We start from the raw sequence: 15,980 nt of genomic DNA, 5'->3' as shown, positions 1-15,980 counted from the left end.
TTCAGTTCAGCCCTGTATTGGTAATGGTCGCGAGCTCCCGGCTCACGGCATGTGCGGTTCCCCGCGCGTCTGTGGCTCGGGTGTTTACCGTCACGTGGTAGGTGTTGTGCGCATGGTGGTGAACCTCCTGGGCAGGACCTCCGCCTTGATTGCGGGCAATCGCCTGTTGTGCCGCGGCCTGATTCAATCCGGCGTATGGGTCATAGCCGTTTTCCCGGCGGGTGATTGCGTGCATCAGGCTGGCAACGGTATTCACATCTGACGCATTCAGGCGAGCGTCTGCGCTGACACCCATCTCTTTTGAGACCTGAGCGATATAGTCGTTCGTCAGGTTGCCATCCGACGCCGGAGCCCAGCGAGAGATGATGCCGCGCACAGACTGAAGGCCACGCTTGCGCATATAGGTTTGCAGGTTCTGGGCCATGGCATTGAGACCGGCTTCCGGCGTGGCGAACTGGGCAAACTGTCCGTCTGACCCGGCACCAGCCCATGAGCGGAGATTGCCGGGATTGTTGTTGCGGATGCCGCGCGGGGCAAGCAGACCATGCATGGCTTCAGCCCGGCCGCCGATATAGCGCCCGACAGAGACCGAGCCTTCTTCGACATAATGCCAGGCTGACTTCGCGGCACTCTCACCACGGTGCAGCATGCTTTCCAGCCACTGCCTGACTGCGGGGGCATCGGTCTGGATAGTCTTCTTGAAACGGTCCCAGTCCGCCTGCAGGGAGGTCATAGCCTTTCCCCATGCGTCAGAAGCATCACCTGTCAAAACCAGCCAGCGCGCACGGATCGTATCGGAATCTTCCGTGAAAAGGGAGGTGAAGGCTTTCCAGCCTTCTTCTGCTCCATGCTCAAAGCTGTCCCATGCAGGGCGGAGGTTGGTCAGGGTGCGCGAGCTGATTTGCTCAATCTGGGCCCAGCCATTGGAAACGGACTGATAGAACGCACCAAATTCAGACGTGCCCCCGCTCATCCATGATGACCAGTCTTTGTAGAAATAACTTCCCGCTGTCACCACAGCACCAAACCCGGCAGCCAAAGCCAAAACCCCCGCGTTTGCAGCCACAAACCCCGCCACAAAAGGACCGGCCATGGCCACACCAAGGGCGAGGGCTGTAGCAGAGACCCCGGCAAATGCAGCGTCCGCAATGGTCTGGTGCTGCCTGATAGTATCGGTAGTCGCCCGAATCAGGTCATTCACCCCGGTCATCTGGGGAGCAAAATCGCTTTCAATCTGGCGGCCCAGCGCAGAGGTTGAGGTCTTTAGGCGCTCCTGAGAATGAACAAGTGCCGCGTTGGCTTTGGTCTGTTTTTCCGTGACCTCGGCCCCATCTTCCTGCGCCTCATGCAGCATCTGCTGAATGGCGCCAGAGCCTGAATTGACCAGAGGGAGAACACTATCCCCAAAACCAAAGCTTCTGGCCTGCTGGGTACGCCTGCGCATATCCTTGATGGTGGACAGGTAACGGAGGGCATTCTTGAAAATCTGTTCCGTGCTGAGGGCGTTGCCGGTCTTCCCGTCCAGAACGGCGATGCCGGAGCGCTGCATCTGCTGGAGCTGGGAGGAGAAGGTCTTGTTCAGATCCCACTCTGCGATGGAGGAACTGATAGAGGCGAAGGTCTGACGGATACCCTCCGCACTCCCTCCGGCCATGCGGGCAGCAGCCTCCCACTTTCCAAGAGATGCGGTGGAGGTGTCGATGGTTTGCGAGAAATTCCGTGTCGCTATGACGTTGGCACTGGTCTCCTGAAAGAAGGCATTGAGGCCTCGACCCGCTGTGACGACCGTGAGCAGTCCCAGCACCTGTTCACGGACATTCCTGACAGATTCAGCGACACGAGTATGGGCCTGCTCGATCCCCTTGGCATTATCCGTCAGCCGCGCGCGCAAGCGCTTCAACGCACCTTCTGTTTGCTGAGCGCCTTTTACGACCCCTTTGGCATCAAGCCCCAGAGAGACGACGAGGGAATCAATGACCGTGCTTGTCACGGGATAGTTTCTCCGGGCTCAATCCAATAGAGGACGTACCGGCTGCCCAGGCCGTCATAGGTCGGGTCGCTGTCAGTTTTCCCCTGCTGATCAACAAACACGAGATCGCCCTTCATTCCGAGATATGCACGGCGGACAATCCGTGTGCGGTCCTGGCACAGGATGCCCGCAAGGATTTGCTTTCCGTTCAAAGAGATATCGGCATAGAGCCCAGTGCTTCTCTGGCGCAGCGTCATCTCTACCTTCTGCCCTCCCAGAAGGACGCTCAGAGACTGCGAGGGGACTGCGGATAAAGGGATAGTTTGCATTGCTTAACTCTTGCTTGTTACGGGAACAGGGTTCACCTGCCCGATATTGACGAGGGGTGCGCCGGATGGCTCTTTTGTGGTCAGGGCACTGGCTCCTGTGCGGGCAAGTGTTGCCCTGGCACCTCCTCGCACTTCTTCAGCACCAATCATGAGCCGCAGCATTGAAGGCGCTCCTCCATGGCGTAGATCCCGCTCTACATGGGTGATGTTCATATTCAGGTAAGTGGCTTCCGGGGTGGCTATGCTGAAGAGGTCCGTAGATGCAGCAGCAGCCTGCACAGCCTTGTGGAAGGTTTCGCGTGTGGCGAGGTCTCCGTCACAAATTAGCATCACGCGCACTAGGTTGGGCATGGCGACTTTATTTACGGAAGCAAAAGCCCCTTGTTCCATTGGAACGCTGGTTATCCGGCTTTCCTGAATAGCGCCGAGGGAAACGACGTGCGAGGACGTGGCAAACGGCTGGTTGTCGCTGGTAAAAATGCCCCAATGCTTATCCGCGTTAGAGATGGTGTATTCATCCAGCGCGGTGGCGAGGATGGTAGAAGCTGAGGCCCCCACGCCAGTCGAGACAGACTGCCCCAGCAGGGCCGGAACGCCAGCGGCAATGGGAATATCCCACGCGGACGGCAGGGGGACTGTCGCGAGGGGCATCAGCTTGCCACCTTACCGGCGAGACTTCGCCGCCAGTTCAGCCGCTTTCTGCGCCACATACTGGTTGTGCTGGTCGATAACCAGAAGCTCCGCCATGTCATAGAGATCCTCTGCATCATAGATGGTTTGGAGCTCCCCGAGAGTTGCCATCCGCGCATGGATTACGGCTCCAATGAGGGGGCTGAGGTTGGGGTAGTTGAGGAAGTCTCCGGCTCCTGGTGAGGCTGGTCTGAAGCCAATGGCGGCAGGGAGCGGGAGACGGCCTGAAAAAAACCGGTGTTGAACTCGAATGCCTTTTGCTGGAGTTCAATGAAGGTGCTGATATCTTCAAAATCACCATCAATGATGAAGCGCGTTATGCTCGGACGTTCTGGGTCTGGCTTAATCTTGATGCAATCCCGCAGCTCTTTTTCCAGCGGGTCAGAAAAAACCGGATCCATAGAGCGCAGCACATTCAGGCCGACTGCTGAGCGGGCCACCTCCGCGATAGCGCCGGCATAAACTGCCCTCGCTTCAAGCGGAGTGCCAGCCGTAGCGCCGTGCAGGAACGAACGGCCCCATTTTTCAGCCTGGAATGCTGGCATGCGGGAAATCACGAAGACCTTCCCTTTGTCCGGCCCTTCTGTGGTGATGGTATAGTCCATTTCTCGGATCAAAAGTGCCCCTCCGGCAGCATGAGAACATTGCAAGAACTATAGTGCGGAGCGGCAGGAAGTACAAGAAAATAGGTTTTTATATTTCATTATCTAATGATTTCAAAAATTATTGAATTTATGAACTCCCCAGTAAAGAGATGTCCAGGCCCCTCGCCAATGGCCCAGAATTGCCCTGCAATAGCTTTCAGGTACGGGACGGCCCCAGAGGCCCGGATAGGTGCCCTGTAGCAAAATCGTCGTTGGCGAGATTGCTTATTCCGTAAGAGGCAATTCAATGTCTGTTCGGCATCGGGATATTCCCCGAGGCCCCATCACCTACCGGCTTTCCGGTATCCCCATTACCCGCGCACGGAGGGCTTCAAACCGTTCGATCTGGGCAGGGATTGGCTTGCGGGGGATACGCCTCTTGCATGGTGGGCGGAGATTCCTGCTCACCTCGTTAATGCCCTTGTGCCGGGTATTTTCATGCAGCAGGTTCAGACGCTCGGCCATTCCCCGGCGCTGTCTGGGTGTCATATCTGGCGCACCTCAATCACGGTGAGGCTTTCCGCCCCATAACGGCGTGACAGGGCGGCATCCACGATCTGGGCATCATCCTTCCAGGCGATACCATTCAGAGCATCAGCGGCGGTCTTCATCTGGTTGTCTATGTCTGGCCTGCTGGTCGGCAGGATCCTACCTGCCAGAGCATCAGCGGTCTTCTTTCGGCTCCATGAGGGTGGAGGGGCAATGCGGATCGTCAGGGAAACCTGTAGCGGCCCGGTCAGGCAGGGCTTGCCGATCTGCTCTATGGCGTGACGCTGGATATGCTTCTCGGCCTGCACCGTCTTTGCATCCGTGAAGGTCCGGCCATTGCCGAAGCGCGGGCGGCCTTTAGCCCTCAGCAGGCCGGGAATGGTGATGCGGTAAACAGGGCAGTCAGAAGCAGCGGATTTCATGGCTGAAAGCATAGTACGGGCGGGGCCATCGGTACAACGCAAAGCAGCCAATTCCTTGCTGAAGGAACCACATAAAACCAGACATTGAATGTTGAAAAATGTTGAAACGGAATGACTGAAAAAAACTGAAATCGTCACATTATTTTATGCGCGCAAAAATGGCTGTTTTCTGCGGGTTTAAGCGCGAAAACCGCAAAGATATGATATAATTTCCCTAATGATTTCGGAAATACCGGAGGGGTAATTCAGCCATGGGTGGGTATGGGTCGGGCCGGACCTATGAAGGGCGGCCCCGCGTAGGTGCAGTAAAGCAGATCAAGGCCGGTGCTCTGGCGAAGTTGGGGGCACTGACAGAGGGATGGTCAGCCAGTCTTCAATGGCCGGGAAGTGGCTGCGATGACATGGAGGGCACCTTCTCAGACGACACGTTGCGGCTGTCATGGAAGGTGGAAGCGGGCCAAGACAGTATTCTCGTTGTCATGCCCATTGGCGTTTCATGGTCAGCTTGCAACTATGGAGGCAGGCGGCCTTGGCTGCTCTGTCCTTACTGTGGAAGGCGGGTTTCAGCCCTGCACCTGTCCAGCAATTCCAGACAGCTTGCATGTCGGCATTGCTTCAACATGACCTATGAAAGCCGGAATGTGGACGTCATAGGCCGGTCATGGATGAGGCAGGAGAAGCTCTTGCAGCGGATTGGCGGGAGTTGCGGAGGTGGCTTTTCCTCACGTGACCCGTCCCGACCTAAGGGCATGCACCGCACAACGTATCGTCGCATCCATGAGGCGGCCTTCGATGAAATGTGGCGGCGTGAGGAGGCTTTGAACGATCTCTGCATGGCCCGCTTCGGATGTCGATGGGGCTGATTTCGCACACAGTACGCGCACGCGCGCGAGGCTGGCAGATGATAATGCGCGGGAACAGCCAGCAGGCCCCCGGTCACTGCTCTTACAGTGGCAAAGCAGCGGGGTGACCTGATTTTACAGGCCATAAACAGAGAACCCCCTCCGCCTACTAACAGGCAGTCTGAGGTGGTTGCGTTTGCTGCTAACAGCGGCTCTGAGCAAACGAGCAACCTGAAAAAACCTGAAATTGAAAGAGTCAGCCTGTTAGTAAATGTTAAGGTTGCTCAGGCCGCTATTCGCGCTGGTTGCAGTGAGAAAACACCCGGTTCGCAGGGCTCTGAGAACCTGTAAAAACTTGATATCCAAGTGAAGCGCCATATTGAAAAAACTTGAAATTCAAAACGCGATTTCAGCACCTGCTAGTCAGACAGTTAGCGGCATATTTGCAGTGTGGTCCGACCGTCCCGACCGGCATTTTTACAGGTCGGGACAGGTGTTGGCTCTAAAAAATGGCAGATTTCAGCCATATTTATATGATGTCCCGACTGGTCCGACCGTCCCGACCGAAAAACACAACACCCGATGGGATTTTGCTCATCCACGGCATTGTGCTGCCCAAGCCTCCATGAGAGGGCGGCGCTGGTCCAGCAGATCACTCCTCCGGTAAGCAGCCTCGACCTTGTTCTCTATGGCATGAGCAAGCGCCATTTCCGCGACTTCGCGAGAACAGGCATTGGTGTCAGATGTCCAGTCCCGGAAGGTGGAGCGCAGGCCGTGAACAGTGACATCCTTTGTCTTGGCGGCAAGGTGAAGGGCTTTGCTTAAGGCTACATCAGACAGAGGCTTGCCCCTCTTGTGTCCGGGAAAGACAAGATCACCGGCAGAGAGGTCTCGGAGGGGCTGCATCTCCTGAAGGATAGCTATGGCATTAGACGACAGCGGCACGCGGTGCTCACGGCCTGCTTTCATCTTGTGGTCAGGGATGGTCCAGATTTGGGCTGCCATATCAATTTCAGACCAGGCGGCATTTCTCACTTCACCAGACCGGGCGGCAGTTAAACAGCAGAAGCGCACGGCCTTGGCTGCAGTGCCCTCCGATGCACGCAGGGCGGCGATAACCGGGGCTATATCCTTCCACCTCACGGCCTTGTGGTGCTGAACCTTCATCAGTTTCGAAGGTGGCGGCAGGGTAGCGGAGAGATGGCCTCGCCAGCGTGCCGGGTTTTCGCCCTCACGCCAGCCCTGCGCACGAGCGTAGTCGAGAATGCGTTCCACCCTACCTCGAAGCCGTCCCGCTGTTTCTGTTTTTTCTGTCCATATTGGACGGAGGGCAGCTAGCACGTCTTGAGTGTCGATGTTGCGCACAGCCTTCTTACCGAACACTGGGAAGACGTGCTGTGAAAGGGAACCCGTCCATGTTGCTGTGGCTTTCTTGTCTTTCCAGCCGGGGGCCTGTTCCTGAATGTAGCGGACAGCCACTTCAGCAAAGGTAATGCCAGTCTCCAGCTTGCGTTCGGCTCGCTCTTTCTCACGCTCCACTATAGGGTCAAGGCCGCTCTCGATCATGCGTCGGCAATCAGAAGCCCGGGCGCGAGCATCTGAAAGGGACAGATCAAAGGCGCTCCCCAGACTCATCTGGCGGCGCTTACCTGTCACGGGAGACTTGAAGCGCATTTCCCAGAGGCGGGAGCCGCCTGACACCACGAGCCACAATCCCCCTCCGTCACATATGCTTCCGCTCTTATGACGAGAAATATGCAGGGCAGTCAGACGATTGGGCGGGAGACGACTCATGGTATTTACCCCTCTTGTTACCCCCCTTAAAACATGGGCTTTGGAGGTACGTCCAGAAACAACCATGGACGGAAGAGAGGACAACATCCTAGAACATAAAAGGATTTTGGAACGTCCTGAAACTATCTGGGACGCTAGTTAGGCGGTTTTCGGGTCCGCCATCTCTTAAATGAATAGTATTGCAAGTTACCTCACTTCTTCTGAGGGGACTGCTGTTTTCGCCCATGGTGGTCGTGCTGTGTGCTCAATAAGTATGCGCACAAGGCAGCGGATTTTGGGGGTATGATGCGGGGTATGAAAGTGCAGGGTGGGGGTATGGTATGTTCATCGCGCCCAAGATATGTAAGGCAGATCTAATAAGAATATTTGAAAGAAGAAAGATGAAGACAGAATTTATAGAGACCAATAAAAAATAAAAAATTCAATTAAGCAAAATAATACAAATATAGTCATAAATTCTATGCTATAAAATTAGGATTTGTATGTAATTTTCATTTTGGAAATATAGAAATTAATAAACACGATACGAATAGGAATATAAAAAATCACAACAAATAACAAAAATAAATAAAACTTATAAAGTAAATATTAATCAATAAAAAGTTACGTTGAAATTTACAAATAAAATAACCACATTTTACATCAAGCATGCCGCGCAGAGTGCAGATGGTCTTTCTGTGCGTATTATATAAATATTATTGGATTGCAAGATGTCACAAGACGACAAGAAGAGAGATTGGTCCCACCATCTGCCGCATCTTCATTTGCCGCACTTTCATCTTCCGCATATCCGATTACCCCACATTCACTGGCCGCATTTCCATATTCATTTTCATGATCGGCCACTGGCGGGTGAGCCGCATCCTGAACGGCCTTTTCACTGGCGTCTTTACCTGTGCGAGATGGTTGCAACGGCGGTGCTCATGGTGTTTGGTCTGGCGGGCGTTATTCTCCTCTCGGCCCCGCACTCATGGATAGGGGATCATCTGTCACTGCATCCGGCCATTCAGGCTGCGTTGTGCGGCTTATGTTTTGGTCTGGCGGGCACCGTGGCGGCCATGACGCCATTTGGCAAAGTGAGCGGCGCGCACCTCAACCCATCGGTGACGCTGGCTTTCATGCTGTCAAAGAAGATCGTGTGGATTGATGCGCTGGGCTACATCATTTCCCAGATTATCGGTGCTGTTCTGGGCACGGCGCTTGTTTATGGAGCAGGATATTTCCTGTCTTCATGGAAGGTGCATGCGCTGGCTGTCCATTACGGCGCGACTGTGCCCTATACGGGTATTTCCGTCTGGTTTGCTCTGGGCTCCGAGATATTGGTGACGGGGTTGCTGATCGCCACGTTGTACTGGCTGGCGGCTCACCCGCGTTTCAAATGGGTCACACCATGGATCGGGGGAATTTTCTTTTTCGTCATGAACCCGCTTACAGCATGGATTTCCGGCAATAGCGCCAATTTTGCCCGGTCATTTGGGCCTGATCTGTTTGCTGGCAACTGGAATGGTCTGTGGGTCTATCTGCTGGGGCCATTTATCGGGTCTTCTCTGGCTGTTATTGCCATTCAGGCCGACATATTAGGCAAGATTCATCTTATGGAAGCACGGCTGGTCAATTTTGGGCACCATGGGCGTGTGCCCCATATGGATGACCCGCATTTTGTTCACGCTGCGCCAGAGCATTATGAAGAATATAAGGCGCATCTTCAGACAATCACGAAGCTGCAAGAACAGGGCGTGGCAGGTGAAGCGCGCAAGGAAATGGGAAACTGAAGGGAGAAGCAGTTTGATATCGTGCCGGATTAGAAGGGCCGCTTTGTTTCAGAGCAGGCACGCGGCGTAAAGCACAAAGGCTTCCCGATAAGAGGGAAGCCTTTGCTTCAAGCTGGAGTTTAGTAAGGAGCCATGGAAGAACTGATGGCACCGCTGACAACACCTGCAATAATACCCGTGGTAATGCTGGTGAGCAGGAACTGATTGCCGTACTGGAGCCAACGATACCCGGACGGCGGAGCCCACAGGCCGGGGCGACCCTGCCAGTTATTGACAATCCAGCGGTCATTCTGCGGGCCGTCATACCGTTGGCCGCGCTGCCACCGGCGGTTCATGTCATAATTATCAAAATTATTACCGCGGCCGCCACCGGGTCCGTTCGCCATGCGACCGTGTCCTCCGCCACGCTGGGGAGGTGGGGGTGGGGCCTGCATGCCGCGGCCGCCTTGCTGATGCGGGCCTTGTTGCTGGTTGCCAGGACCACCAAACTGCTGCGCCAGAGCAGGCGACCCGGCCATCAGGATGCCGCTTGTCACAAACGCTGCAATATACTGTATTTTCACCCGTTTTTCCTTTGCATAAGGGAGCATTCTACCGTGCAGGGTGGAGATGCATCGCAAGAAAGGATGGCCTTTTTTTACGGCTGTATTGTGGCGTGGCAGCATGGCTGCGTGGGCAGCGCGCGGATCTGTGCCGCTACACTTTTTCTCGTGTCCTGATGTGCAGGGATTGCGTTCATGGCCCGGTTTACAGGGTGCGCAAATAGACGTCGCGTGTATCCGTCTTGATACAAAGCATATGTGAAAAAAAGATGACGCCAGAGGGGACATGAAAAAGACGGCTCCGAAAAGCCGCCCTCTTCATGTTTTCAGTCAGGCAGAGGGGAACTCAGTTCTGCTGGTTGCCGTCCTGCTGATTGTTGTCCCCGCGAGAGTGATGGCCGCCACCGCGGTGGCCGCGTTCACCACCTTCTCTGCGGTCGTTGTTGTTGCTGCTGTTTCCGTCTTCACGGTTGCCACCGCGCATGTGGTTCATGTTGCCACCACGGTTTTCAGAATTGCCGTTCATGCCCTGCATGCCGTTCATCTGGTCCCGGCCACCGTGGCGACCGCCTTCGTGGCCGTGTTCGCCAGATTCACCATTGCGGGACTGATAGGATGAGTCATCCTGGGCGTGTGCCATAACGGGCAGGGAAAGACCAAAAGCGGCAGCGAGGATAAGTGCTTTTTTCATATCGTAATATCCTTAATCCGCTGGCCGGTTTGTCTGCCAGCGTTCCGGCAGGACGGTATGGACCAATACAGGGAGAATAAAGGCCTGTAAGAAAATATCAGATATGCACAAAGCAGATTTTCAGAAACGTAACATAAACCATGGTGCAATTAAGATGACCTGCCATAAGACCAGACATATTTATGTTACATAAGCCAGGTTGATTTTTCGTCTTTCTGCCTGAGATTAAGGGCTGGGAGGCTACTATGGCTAAAGGCGCTTTATGCCATTTGCAGTCTGACGAGGTAAGATGCCGTGCTCGCAAAGGTGTGTACAGGCCTGCATGGAGCAGATCTGTCTTCTGTGCGTTTAAAGAACGGGAGGTATCATTATGACGAAAACCGAAAAAGAGCCGAAACCATCACAGAAAGAGCGTGAGCTTGATGAGTCTCTGAAAGAAAGTTTTCCGGCCAGTGATCCACCATCGCAGGAAGATCCGGATAAAAAGGCAGGGCGGTAATCATACCGCTTTGGCCTGAACGCTTCATAAAAGAAAAGCCTGCCGCCCTGTAGGGAACGGCAGGCTTTTTTGTGGGGGTAACGGCTCAGTAACCGCCGCCGCCGCCCATACCGCCATACGGGCCGGACTGTCTGCCACCCTGCTGGTTGCCATAACCACCATATCCGCCATACGGGCCGCCATTTCCGTATTGGCCGCCATTTCGGCCGCCGTCTCCACGTCCTCCGTGGCCGCCCGGTCCGCCCATTCTGTCACCTCCCGGTGGCGGGGGCATGCAGGCAGCCAGAGTGCAGGTTGCCAACAGGGCGGCAAGAGCGGTGAGGGTTTTGGGTTTCATAAACAACGTCTCCAGAAAACGTGAGGGAAGGGAGCATCCAGAAAGAAAACGAACAATTTATGGCAGAGGTTCTGCCAATAATGGCGAGGAAGAAAAAAAGAAGAAGAACGGCGTCAATTATAAAGCCCAAGCGGGCCAGCCATCATCCACAATCCAATAATCAGCAAAACGCCCGCTACAATAACGGGCAGCACCACGGCCGCCAGAAAACTCCGGCCTGTCTGTTTAGGGGCGGGAATACCGGCCTGGCGGAAAATGGCGTCGGCCCGTGCATCGGCCTCGGCGTCTTCCGGGCTTTCTTCTGTCCAGTTTTCCTCGGCCATGGGTGAAATCCTTCTGCGGTGAATATGTGCGTCTTGTAGCTTGGCCTGTCAGCCGGAGCCCTGTTTTGGTCACAATGCTCCGGCACGTCGATCTGGTAGAAAAACGAATTTTTTCAGGCGTGTAAATGACCAGAACCCCGGCCGTGGCCCTTGCGTGTCTTTGTGTATCCCTGATGGGTTGCGCCTCTCACCACCATGATGACGCACAGAACGTTTGCCAGCAAGACCCCGTCACGGGTCGCTCCCGTCACGGGGTGCACGGCACATTCATGACCAGCGTAGGAAAAACATTGGGCGGCGCCATGCCCATGGCCCTGAATGCCGTGCCCGGCGTTGGCGGGATGGCGGGTGGCCTTGCCGGTATGGGAATGCAGCAGGCCATGGGGGGCTTTTCAGGCGGCCCCGGCTCCATGCCGCAGGATGATGGCTTTCATCAAAGCGGCTTTGATCACCGTAAGCCTCCGACTGAAGATGAAGAAGAAGCCGCGCAGAGCCAAAGAAAAATCAGATCTGTTCCCTGCAAGCCGGAAGAAGATCATACGCCGGACCTGCGAGCGGATGACATCCGCATGGAAGAAGCCCATTAACAATGGGGCCCCGGCACGTGCAAACGTGCGGGGCAGATAGCGGTTTGTGAAAACCTTAGGGCAGACGGATCAGTTTGCGGTTGATGAATTCTTCAATGCCAAATTCCGAAAGTTCTCGGCCATAACCGGAGTTCTTGATTCCACCAAAAGGCAGATCTGGCGCTGTGCCAGTAACGTCATTGATGAAGACCATGCCCGTATCAATCCGCTGAGCGAGCTGATAACCGCGTTCCTCGTTGCTGGTGTGAATGGAGCCGCCTAGCCCATATGGGGAATCATTGGCCAGCGCTACGGCTTCCTCATCATTCTGCACGGGATAGACAATGGCGACCGGGCCAAAGATTTCTTCATAGAAAATGGGATTGTCTTTTGTCACGTGGGTGAGAATTGCGGCCTTCATAAAGAAGCCTTCCTGATCAAGCGGCTTGCCGCCAGAAACCAGAGTTGCCCCGTTCGCCACGGCCTTTTCTACCTGAGAGACCGCGCGTTTCATGGCATCTTCGCTGCTCATCGGGCCGTGGGTCACGCCCTGCTCCAGCGGGTCTCCATACTGAAAAGCTTCTATGGTGGTTTTCAGCCGCGCCGTGAATTCCTCAGCCAGAGAGTGATGCACAATCATCCGCTTGGCGGCCGTGCAGACCTGACCATTATTCCCCATTCTTGCTACGGCGGCACGGGGCACAACAACATCCAGATCGGCATCATCCAGCACAATAAAGGCGTCAGAACCACCCAGTTCCATTGTGCTTTTCTTGAGTGCACGTCCGGCCTGTGCCGCCACGGCGCTACCTGCGCGTTCGCTCCCCGTCAGTGCAACGCCGCGCACTTCGGGGCGGCCAATCAGGGTTTCTGACTGATCATTGGTAATGAACAGGTTGGTGTAGGCGCCTTCGGGTGCTCCGGCATCCAGAAACAGGGCTTCAAAAGCAAGGGCGCACTGGGGCACACCCGGCGCGTGTTTGACCATGACAACATTGCCCGCCATCAGATTGGGGGCAGCGACGCGTGCAAGCTGGTAATACGGAAAATTCCAGGGCTCTACACAATAAATCACCCCCAGAGGTTCGCTCAGAACCCGTGCTTTCCCCTGAGCTACGGGTAGATCCCGGGGGGCAAGGAATGTTTCGGCCTTGTCAGCATAGTAAGAAAGAATATCCGCCGAGAGCTCAATTTCCCAGATCGCTTCCGGTAGAACCTTGCCCATTTCTATGGAGATCAGGCGCGCATGTTTTTCCTTGTTGGCGCGTAGGGCATCTGCAGCCTTGTTCAGCAGGGTGCGGCGTTCTGCAATGGACCGGTAACGCCAGTCATTCTGCCAGAAACCGTGTGCACGTTCCAGCTTCTTGAGCATATCCTCCGTGGAGTGGAGGTCAAAAACCTTTTCGGTTTTTCCTGTGGCTGGATTGATTGTGCGGTAGGGACTCATGGATTTTATGTCCTTTGAGGAGAGAGGTTCAGGGTAGGGCTCCGGCATATCCATCTATATCAGTCTGTATATAGATGTGTAGGGTGAAGCTAGGTCAATCGGCCCCCAAGAGCGACCTTAACCCTGAGTGTCTCACGAACATGTGTGCAGAAAAAGGGGGCACATTTATCTGGCCCCTCTGCTCACGCGTGATTTTAGATGATGCAGGTTGGGCTGGGGTCTGGCCGGCTGGCGGCTCATGCTGAGAGCACGGCATAAAAAAAGGCTGCCGGGAAGGCAGCCTTTCTTGTGGTTTTACTGGTTGGTCGTCGGGGCAGGCGGCGGGTTGCCATCAGCCGGCGGCGGGGGCGGCGGGGGGCAATGTTCGTCTTCTTTTTTGGCCGCAATCTGAGCCAGCTGCTTCTTGGTCAGCACATCATGAATCTGCACTTCTTTCTGCAGGTGCTGGGTTTCACGGTTGGTGCGCAGCGTGTCCAGTTGTTGCGTAAGGGCTGTCAACTGGTTGGTGTCAACCTGGCCGGGTGTGGTCAGCAGGGTGCGGATCTGTTCATGGATGCTGCGTTCCTGTTCCATGTCCGCTTTTGGATCAGGGCGGTTGGCTTCCATGATCGCCTTGATCTTCTTTTTCTGGGAAGACGTCAGTTTCACGCCATCCAGAGAAAGGATGTGGCCGTGGGGATGGCACATGCCGTGGTGCGGCGGGGGAGGTGGCGGCGGCGCGGACGTGTCATCAGCGCGGGCCAGAGAGCCTGCCGCCGTGAACATTCCAAAAGTAAGGGCCGTGGCCAGCAAAGCTTTTTTCATTCCAAATGCCTTATATCGTCATTCAATGGGAGAGGCTCTGTGCAAGCATCTCTCCATGGAGCCATGATAGGAGGAGATATGTGGTCATAAAATGGCGCATTTGTGGAGGAAGCGATAAAATGATGAACCTCCCTTAACAGGTGCCAAAGTGGGCAAAATGCCGATATTTAATCAGAAAAACGAATAAATAGAACTTATTTAGAAATAAAATAAGAAAATATAAGGGAATAAAAAATCAGACCAAAATTGTTCTGTTACTTGTGATATAAAATATAGAATTGACGTACCAAGAAAAAAGAGTAGCGTCCCTAAACAGAGGTTGCTGCGGTTCCTGCATAGATGGAAAGCAGAAAACTTCATGTTTTTTATGCTGCCTGCGGCCAGAATGGTTTGAAAGAACCTGTTTTTCCCGCTGGCGCACAATGGAGGCATGGATATGGGCTTGTACGGCGCTATCATTTTTTTCGGTGTGGATCTCATTCTGTTCGGGCTGGGGCTGCATGACATCAATTTCGCTGCATTTGCAGCCGCGTTTGTGCTGCCCGGCATTATCATGGGGGCCTACGCGGGCCACGGCGTGAAGCAGGACAATATCGAACAGGCCTGAACCTGTTTGCAGTCCGCTTGAAACAGATTGAAGTGATGCCTGCATGGTCCGCACCATGCAGGCATTTTTTTATGCTGACGTATTTGTCCCGTAGGCTTCATTCCGATTTCGTGACAATGTCACACTCTTAAATTCTAGGGATAAATACGCAAAGTTTCCTATGTTTACTGAGGTTTTGTGCTCAATTCCTTTATAAACCCTTCTCATTAACCAGAGAGGGCACCTCCCGCGAGTTGGTGGCATCTCTCAATATTCATGTGGTGCACCTCTTTTTCTGGCTAACAGAAGAGGTACACACGTGACGGAGCTTATATAGTCAACTGTTCTTGAACGGGCTGAGCCAGGCGCCCTTGGTTGCGCAAGCATTGCACAGATAATGATAGCGCACCTGGACGAGGGCACTGGCAGGCTTCACTGTGCCGCAAGGCAAGAATGCCTTTTGGCAAAGGTGTCTGGTTTGCCATGGTCAAGAATTATCGCACTCAGGGGCGGCTCTTGTTAGTGCATGGCTATGGGGCGCATCACTCAGCGAGTGCGCGCATCATGCTGCCTTTCGGCCCAATCAGACCTGGATTCCTCGTTCAGGAGGTCATCCAAATAACTGCTTTTGAGTGCGGAAAGCACGTTGCGGAAATAGTAAGCGACAAAGTGTTCGTTAAAATGATCATTATTATTGGTGTTTCTTTTTTCTTCAGAACCAGGGCCCCTGCGCAGAAATTCAACAGTAAATGATGAAGCGGCATTGATTAAAGCCACTTCTATTTCTGGTCTGGTCGTATAGGGCATGGAAATAGGCTCCGCAATTCTGAGTTTAGGCAGGGCACTAACGCCCGCACCCAATACGTTTCAGATTAACGGACGTTCATAAATATTTTTTGTTATATGCACTGGAGGAAAGTCAAACATGCAGAATGTATCTCAGTTTGAGCGGCGCCGGACAGTTCTCCAGTAGCACGGATACGAACACCGAGGCTGACAGATCCGGACATAGGCCAGATGATGCTGGAACACATCGGCATCATGAGTGCTGCGTGTGCGTGCGGAAAGCAAGAATACCGGTGCCGCCCTACGCCTGCCCGATATCTGCCGCGGCAAACCCTTGCGCCGCTTTGTTCTGGGCAGCGTGGAGGGTGGGGCGTGACGAAAAGGAATTTCCTCACACGCTTTACAGGGTATGGCGAGTTTTCCAGGCCGGACAGAGGCTTGGCGGAAG

At 54.3% G+C, this 15,980-nt stretch carries 20 protein-coding genes; 5 read left to right on the top strand and 15 right to left on the bottom strand.

Annotated features, from left to right (window positions below; translation table 11 throughout):
* Position 1: 1 nt before the first annotated feature.
* The 7 genes from ASN_RS03210 to ASN_RS03190 all read right to left on the bottom strand — a co-directional run bounded on the left by ASN_RS03210 (position 2) and on the right by ASN_RS03190 (position 4,543).
* Positions 2-1,990, bottom strand: a complete 1,989-nt coding sequence (locus ASN_RS03210; protein WP_058987182.1) for a hypothetical protein — start codon at positions 1,988-1,990, stop codon at positions 2-4.
* Positions 1,987-2,298 carry a phage baseplate plug family protein gene (locus tag ASN_RS03205; protein WP_058987181.1) on the bottom strand — a complete coding sequence of 104 codons (312 nt, stop codon included), beginning with the start codon at positions 2,296-2,298 and terminating at the stop codon, positions 1,987-1,989. Before ASN_RS03205 ends, ASN_RS03210 begins: the two co-directional genes overlap by 4 nt.
* Positions 2,299-2,301: 3 nt before the next feature.
* Entirely contained in the window at positions 2,302-2,949 is a 648-nt protein-coding gene (locus tag ASN_RS03200) for a hypothetical protein (RefSeq protein ID WP_058987180.1), read from the bottom strand.
* A gap of 12 nt (positions 2,950-2,961) precedes the next feature.
* Positions 2,962-3,099, bottom strand: a complete 138-nt coding sequence (locus ASN_RS19835; RefSeq protein ID WP_167541279.1) for a hypothetical protein — start codon at positions 3,097-3,099, stop codon at positions 2,962-2,964.
* An 11-nt stretch (positions 3,100-3,110) separates the two neighbouring features.
* On the bottom strand, positions 3,111-3,605 hold the full coding sequence (locus tag ASN_RS03195; protein WP_157765093.1) for a hypothetical protein: 495 nt from the start codon (positions 3,603-3,605) through the stop codon (positions 3,111-3,113).
* A 315-nt stretch (positions 3,606-3,920) separates the two neighbouring features.
* Positions 3,921-4,121 (bottom strand): hypothetical protein, encoded by a 201-nt coding sequence (locus ASN_RS19455; RefSeq protein WP_157765092.1) that lies wholly within the window; start codon positions 4,119-4,121, stop codon positions 3,921-3,923.
* Positions 4,118-4,543 (bottom strand): RusA family crossover junction endodeoxyribonuclease, encoded by a 426-nt coding sequence (locus ASN_RS03190; protein WP_058989089.1) that lies wholly within the window; start codon positions 4,541-4,543, stop codon positions 4,118-4,120. Before ASN_RS03190 ends, ASN_RS19455 begins: the two co-directional genes overlap by 4 nt.
* Positions 4,544-4,794: 251 nt before the next feature.
* Here ASN_RS03190 and ASN_RS03185 point away from each other — a divergent pair, with 251 nt between their 5' ends.
* Positions 4,795-5,406, top strand: a complete 612-nt coding sequence (locus ASN_RS03185; protein ID WP_058987178.1) for a hypothetical protein — start codon at positions 4,795-4,797, stop codon at positions 5,404-5,406.
* 573 nt (positions 5,407-5,979) lie between these two features.
* Here ASN_RS03185 and ASN_RS03180 read toward each other — a convergent pair.
* On the bottom strand, positions 5,980-7,179 hold the full coding sequence (locus ASN_RS03180; protein ID WP_058987177.1) for a tyrosine-type recombinase/integrase: 1,200 nt from the start codon (positions 7,177-7,179) through the stop codon (positions 5,980-5,982).
* Positions 7,180-7,967: 788 nt separating this feature from the next.
* Here ASN_RS03180 and ASN_RS03175 point away from each other — a divergent pair.
* Positions 7,968-8,951, top strand: coding sequence for an MIP/aquaporin family protein (locus ASN_RS03175; protein WP_081473573.1), 984 nt, complete (start codon positions 7,968-7,970; stop codon positions 8,949-8,951).
* Positions 8,952-9,070: 119 nt separating this feature from the next.
* Here the strand turns inward: ASN_RS03175 and ASN_RS03170 are convergent, their stop codons facing one another.
* The gene (locus tag ASN_RS03170) at positions 9,071-9,514 is read right to left on the bottom strand and encodes an RcnB family protein (protein WP_081473572.1); all 444 of its coding nucleotides are present in this window, start codon (positions 9,512-9,514) and stop codon (positions 9,071-9,073) included.
* A 325-nt stretch (positions 9,515-9,839) separates the two neighbouring features.
* Positions 9,840-10,184: a hypothetical protein gene (locus ASN_RS03165; protein ID WP_058987176.1), complete on the bottom strand. Its 345-nt coding sequence runs from the start codon at positions 10,182-10,184 to the stop codon at positions 9,840-9,842.
* 370 nt (positions 10,185-10,554) lie between these two features.
* Here ASN_RS03165 and ASN_RS20390 point away from each other — a divergent pair, with 370 nt between their 5' ends.
* A complete protein-coding gene (locus tag ASN_RS20390) occupies positions 10,555-10,683 on the top strand; it encodes a hypothetical protein (protein WP_006558832.1) in 129 nt (42 codons plus the stop codon).
* Between the two features lie 85 nt (positions 10,684-10,768).
* On the opposite strand, the gene ASN_RS03160 is transcribed toward ASN_RS20390, so the two are convergent.
* A complete protein-coding gene (locus ASN_RS03160; RefSeq protein ID WP_157765089.1) occupies positions 10,769-11,020 on the bottom strand; it encodes a hypothetical protein in 252 nt (83 codons plus the stop codon).
* Positions 11,021-11,133: 113 nt separating this feature from the next.
* Complete coding sequence (locus tag ASN_RS03155; protein WP_058987174.1) at positions 11,134-11,343, bottom strand: hypothetical protein; 210 nt, start codon at positions 11,341-11,343, stop codon at positions 11,134-11,136.
* 125 nt (positions 11,344-11,468) lie between these two features.
* Between ASN_RS03155 and ASN_RS03150 the strand changes: the two genes are divergently transcribed.
* Complete coding sequence (locus tag ASN_RS03150) at positions 11,469-11,930, top strand: hypothetical protein (protein ID WP_006558827.1); 462 nt, start codon at positions 11,469-11,471, stop codon at positions 11,928-11,930.
* Positions 11,931-11,985: 55 nt separating this feature from the next.
* On the opposite strand, the gene ASN_RS03145 is transcribed toward ASN_RS03150, so the two are convergent.
* Together ASN_RS03145 and ASN_RS03140 are read right to left on the bottom strand one after the other, a co-directional pair.
* Positions 11,986-13,356: an NAD-dependent succinate-semialdehyde dehydrogenase gene (locus ASN_RS03145; RefSeq protein ID WP_058989088.1), complete on the bottom strand. Its 1,371-nt coding sequence runs from the start codon at positions 13,354-13,356 to the stop codon at positions 11,986-11,988.
* 294 nt (positions 13,357-13,650) lie between these two features.
* Positions 13,651-14,160 carry a Spy/CpxP family protein refolding chaperone gene (locus ASN_RS03140; protein WP_006558825.1) on the bottom strand — a complete coding sequence of 170 codons (510 nt, stop codon included), beginning with the start codon at positions 14,158-14,160 and terminating at the stop codon, positions 13,651-13,653.
* 436 nt (positions 14,161-14,596) lie between these two features.
* Here ASN_RS03140 and ASN_RS19440 point away from each other — a divergent pair, with 436 nt between their 5' ends.
* Complete coding sequence (locus tag ASN_RS19440; protein WP_157765088.1) at positions 14,597-14,767, top strand: hypothetical protein; 171 nt, start codon at positions 14,597-14,599, stop codon at positions 14,765-14,767.
* 525 nt (positions 14,768-15,292) lie between these two features.
* Here ASN_RS19440 and ASN_RS19435 read toward each other — a convergent pair.
* Positions 15,293-15,553 carry a hypothetical protein gene (locus ASN_RS19435; protein ID WP_157765087.1) on the bottom strand — a complete coding sequence of 87 codons (261 nt, stop codon included), beginning with the start codon at positions 15,551-15,553 and terminating at the stop codon, positions 15,293-15,295.
* Positions 15,554-15,980: the final 427 nt, after the last annotated feature.

The sequence above is a fragment of the Acetobacter senegalensis genome, assembly GCF_001499615.1.
Classification (GTDB): Bacteria; Pseudomonadota; Alphaproteobacteria; order Acetobacterales; family Acetobacteraceae; genus Acetobacter; species Acetobacter senegalensis.
Note: the sequence above shows the minus strand (reverse complement) of the source record. Positions and strands in the feature narration are given on the sequence as shown.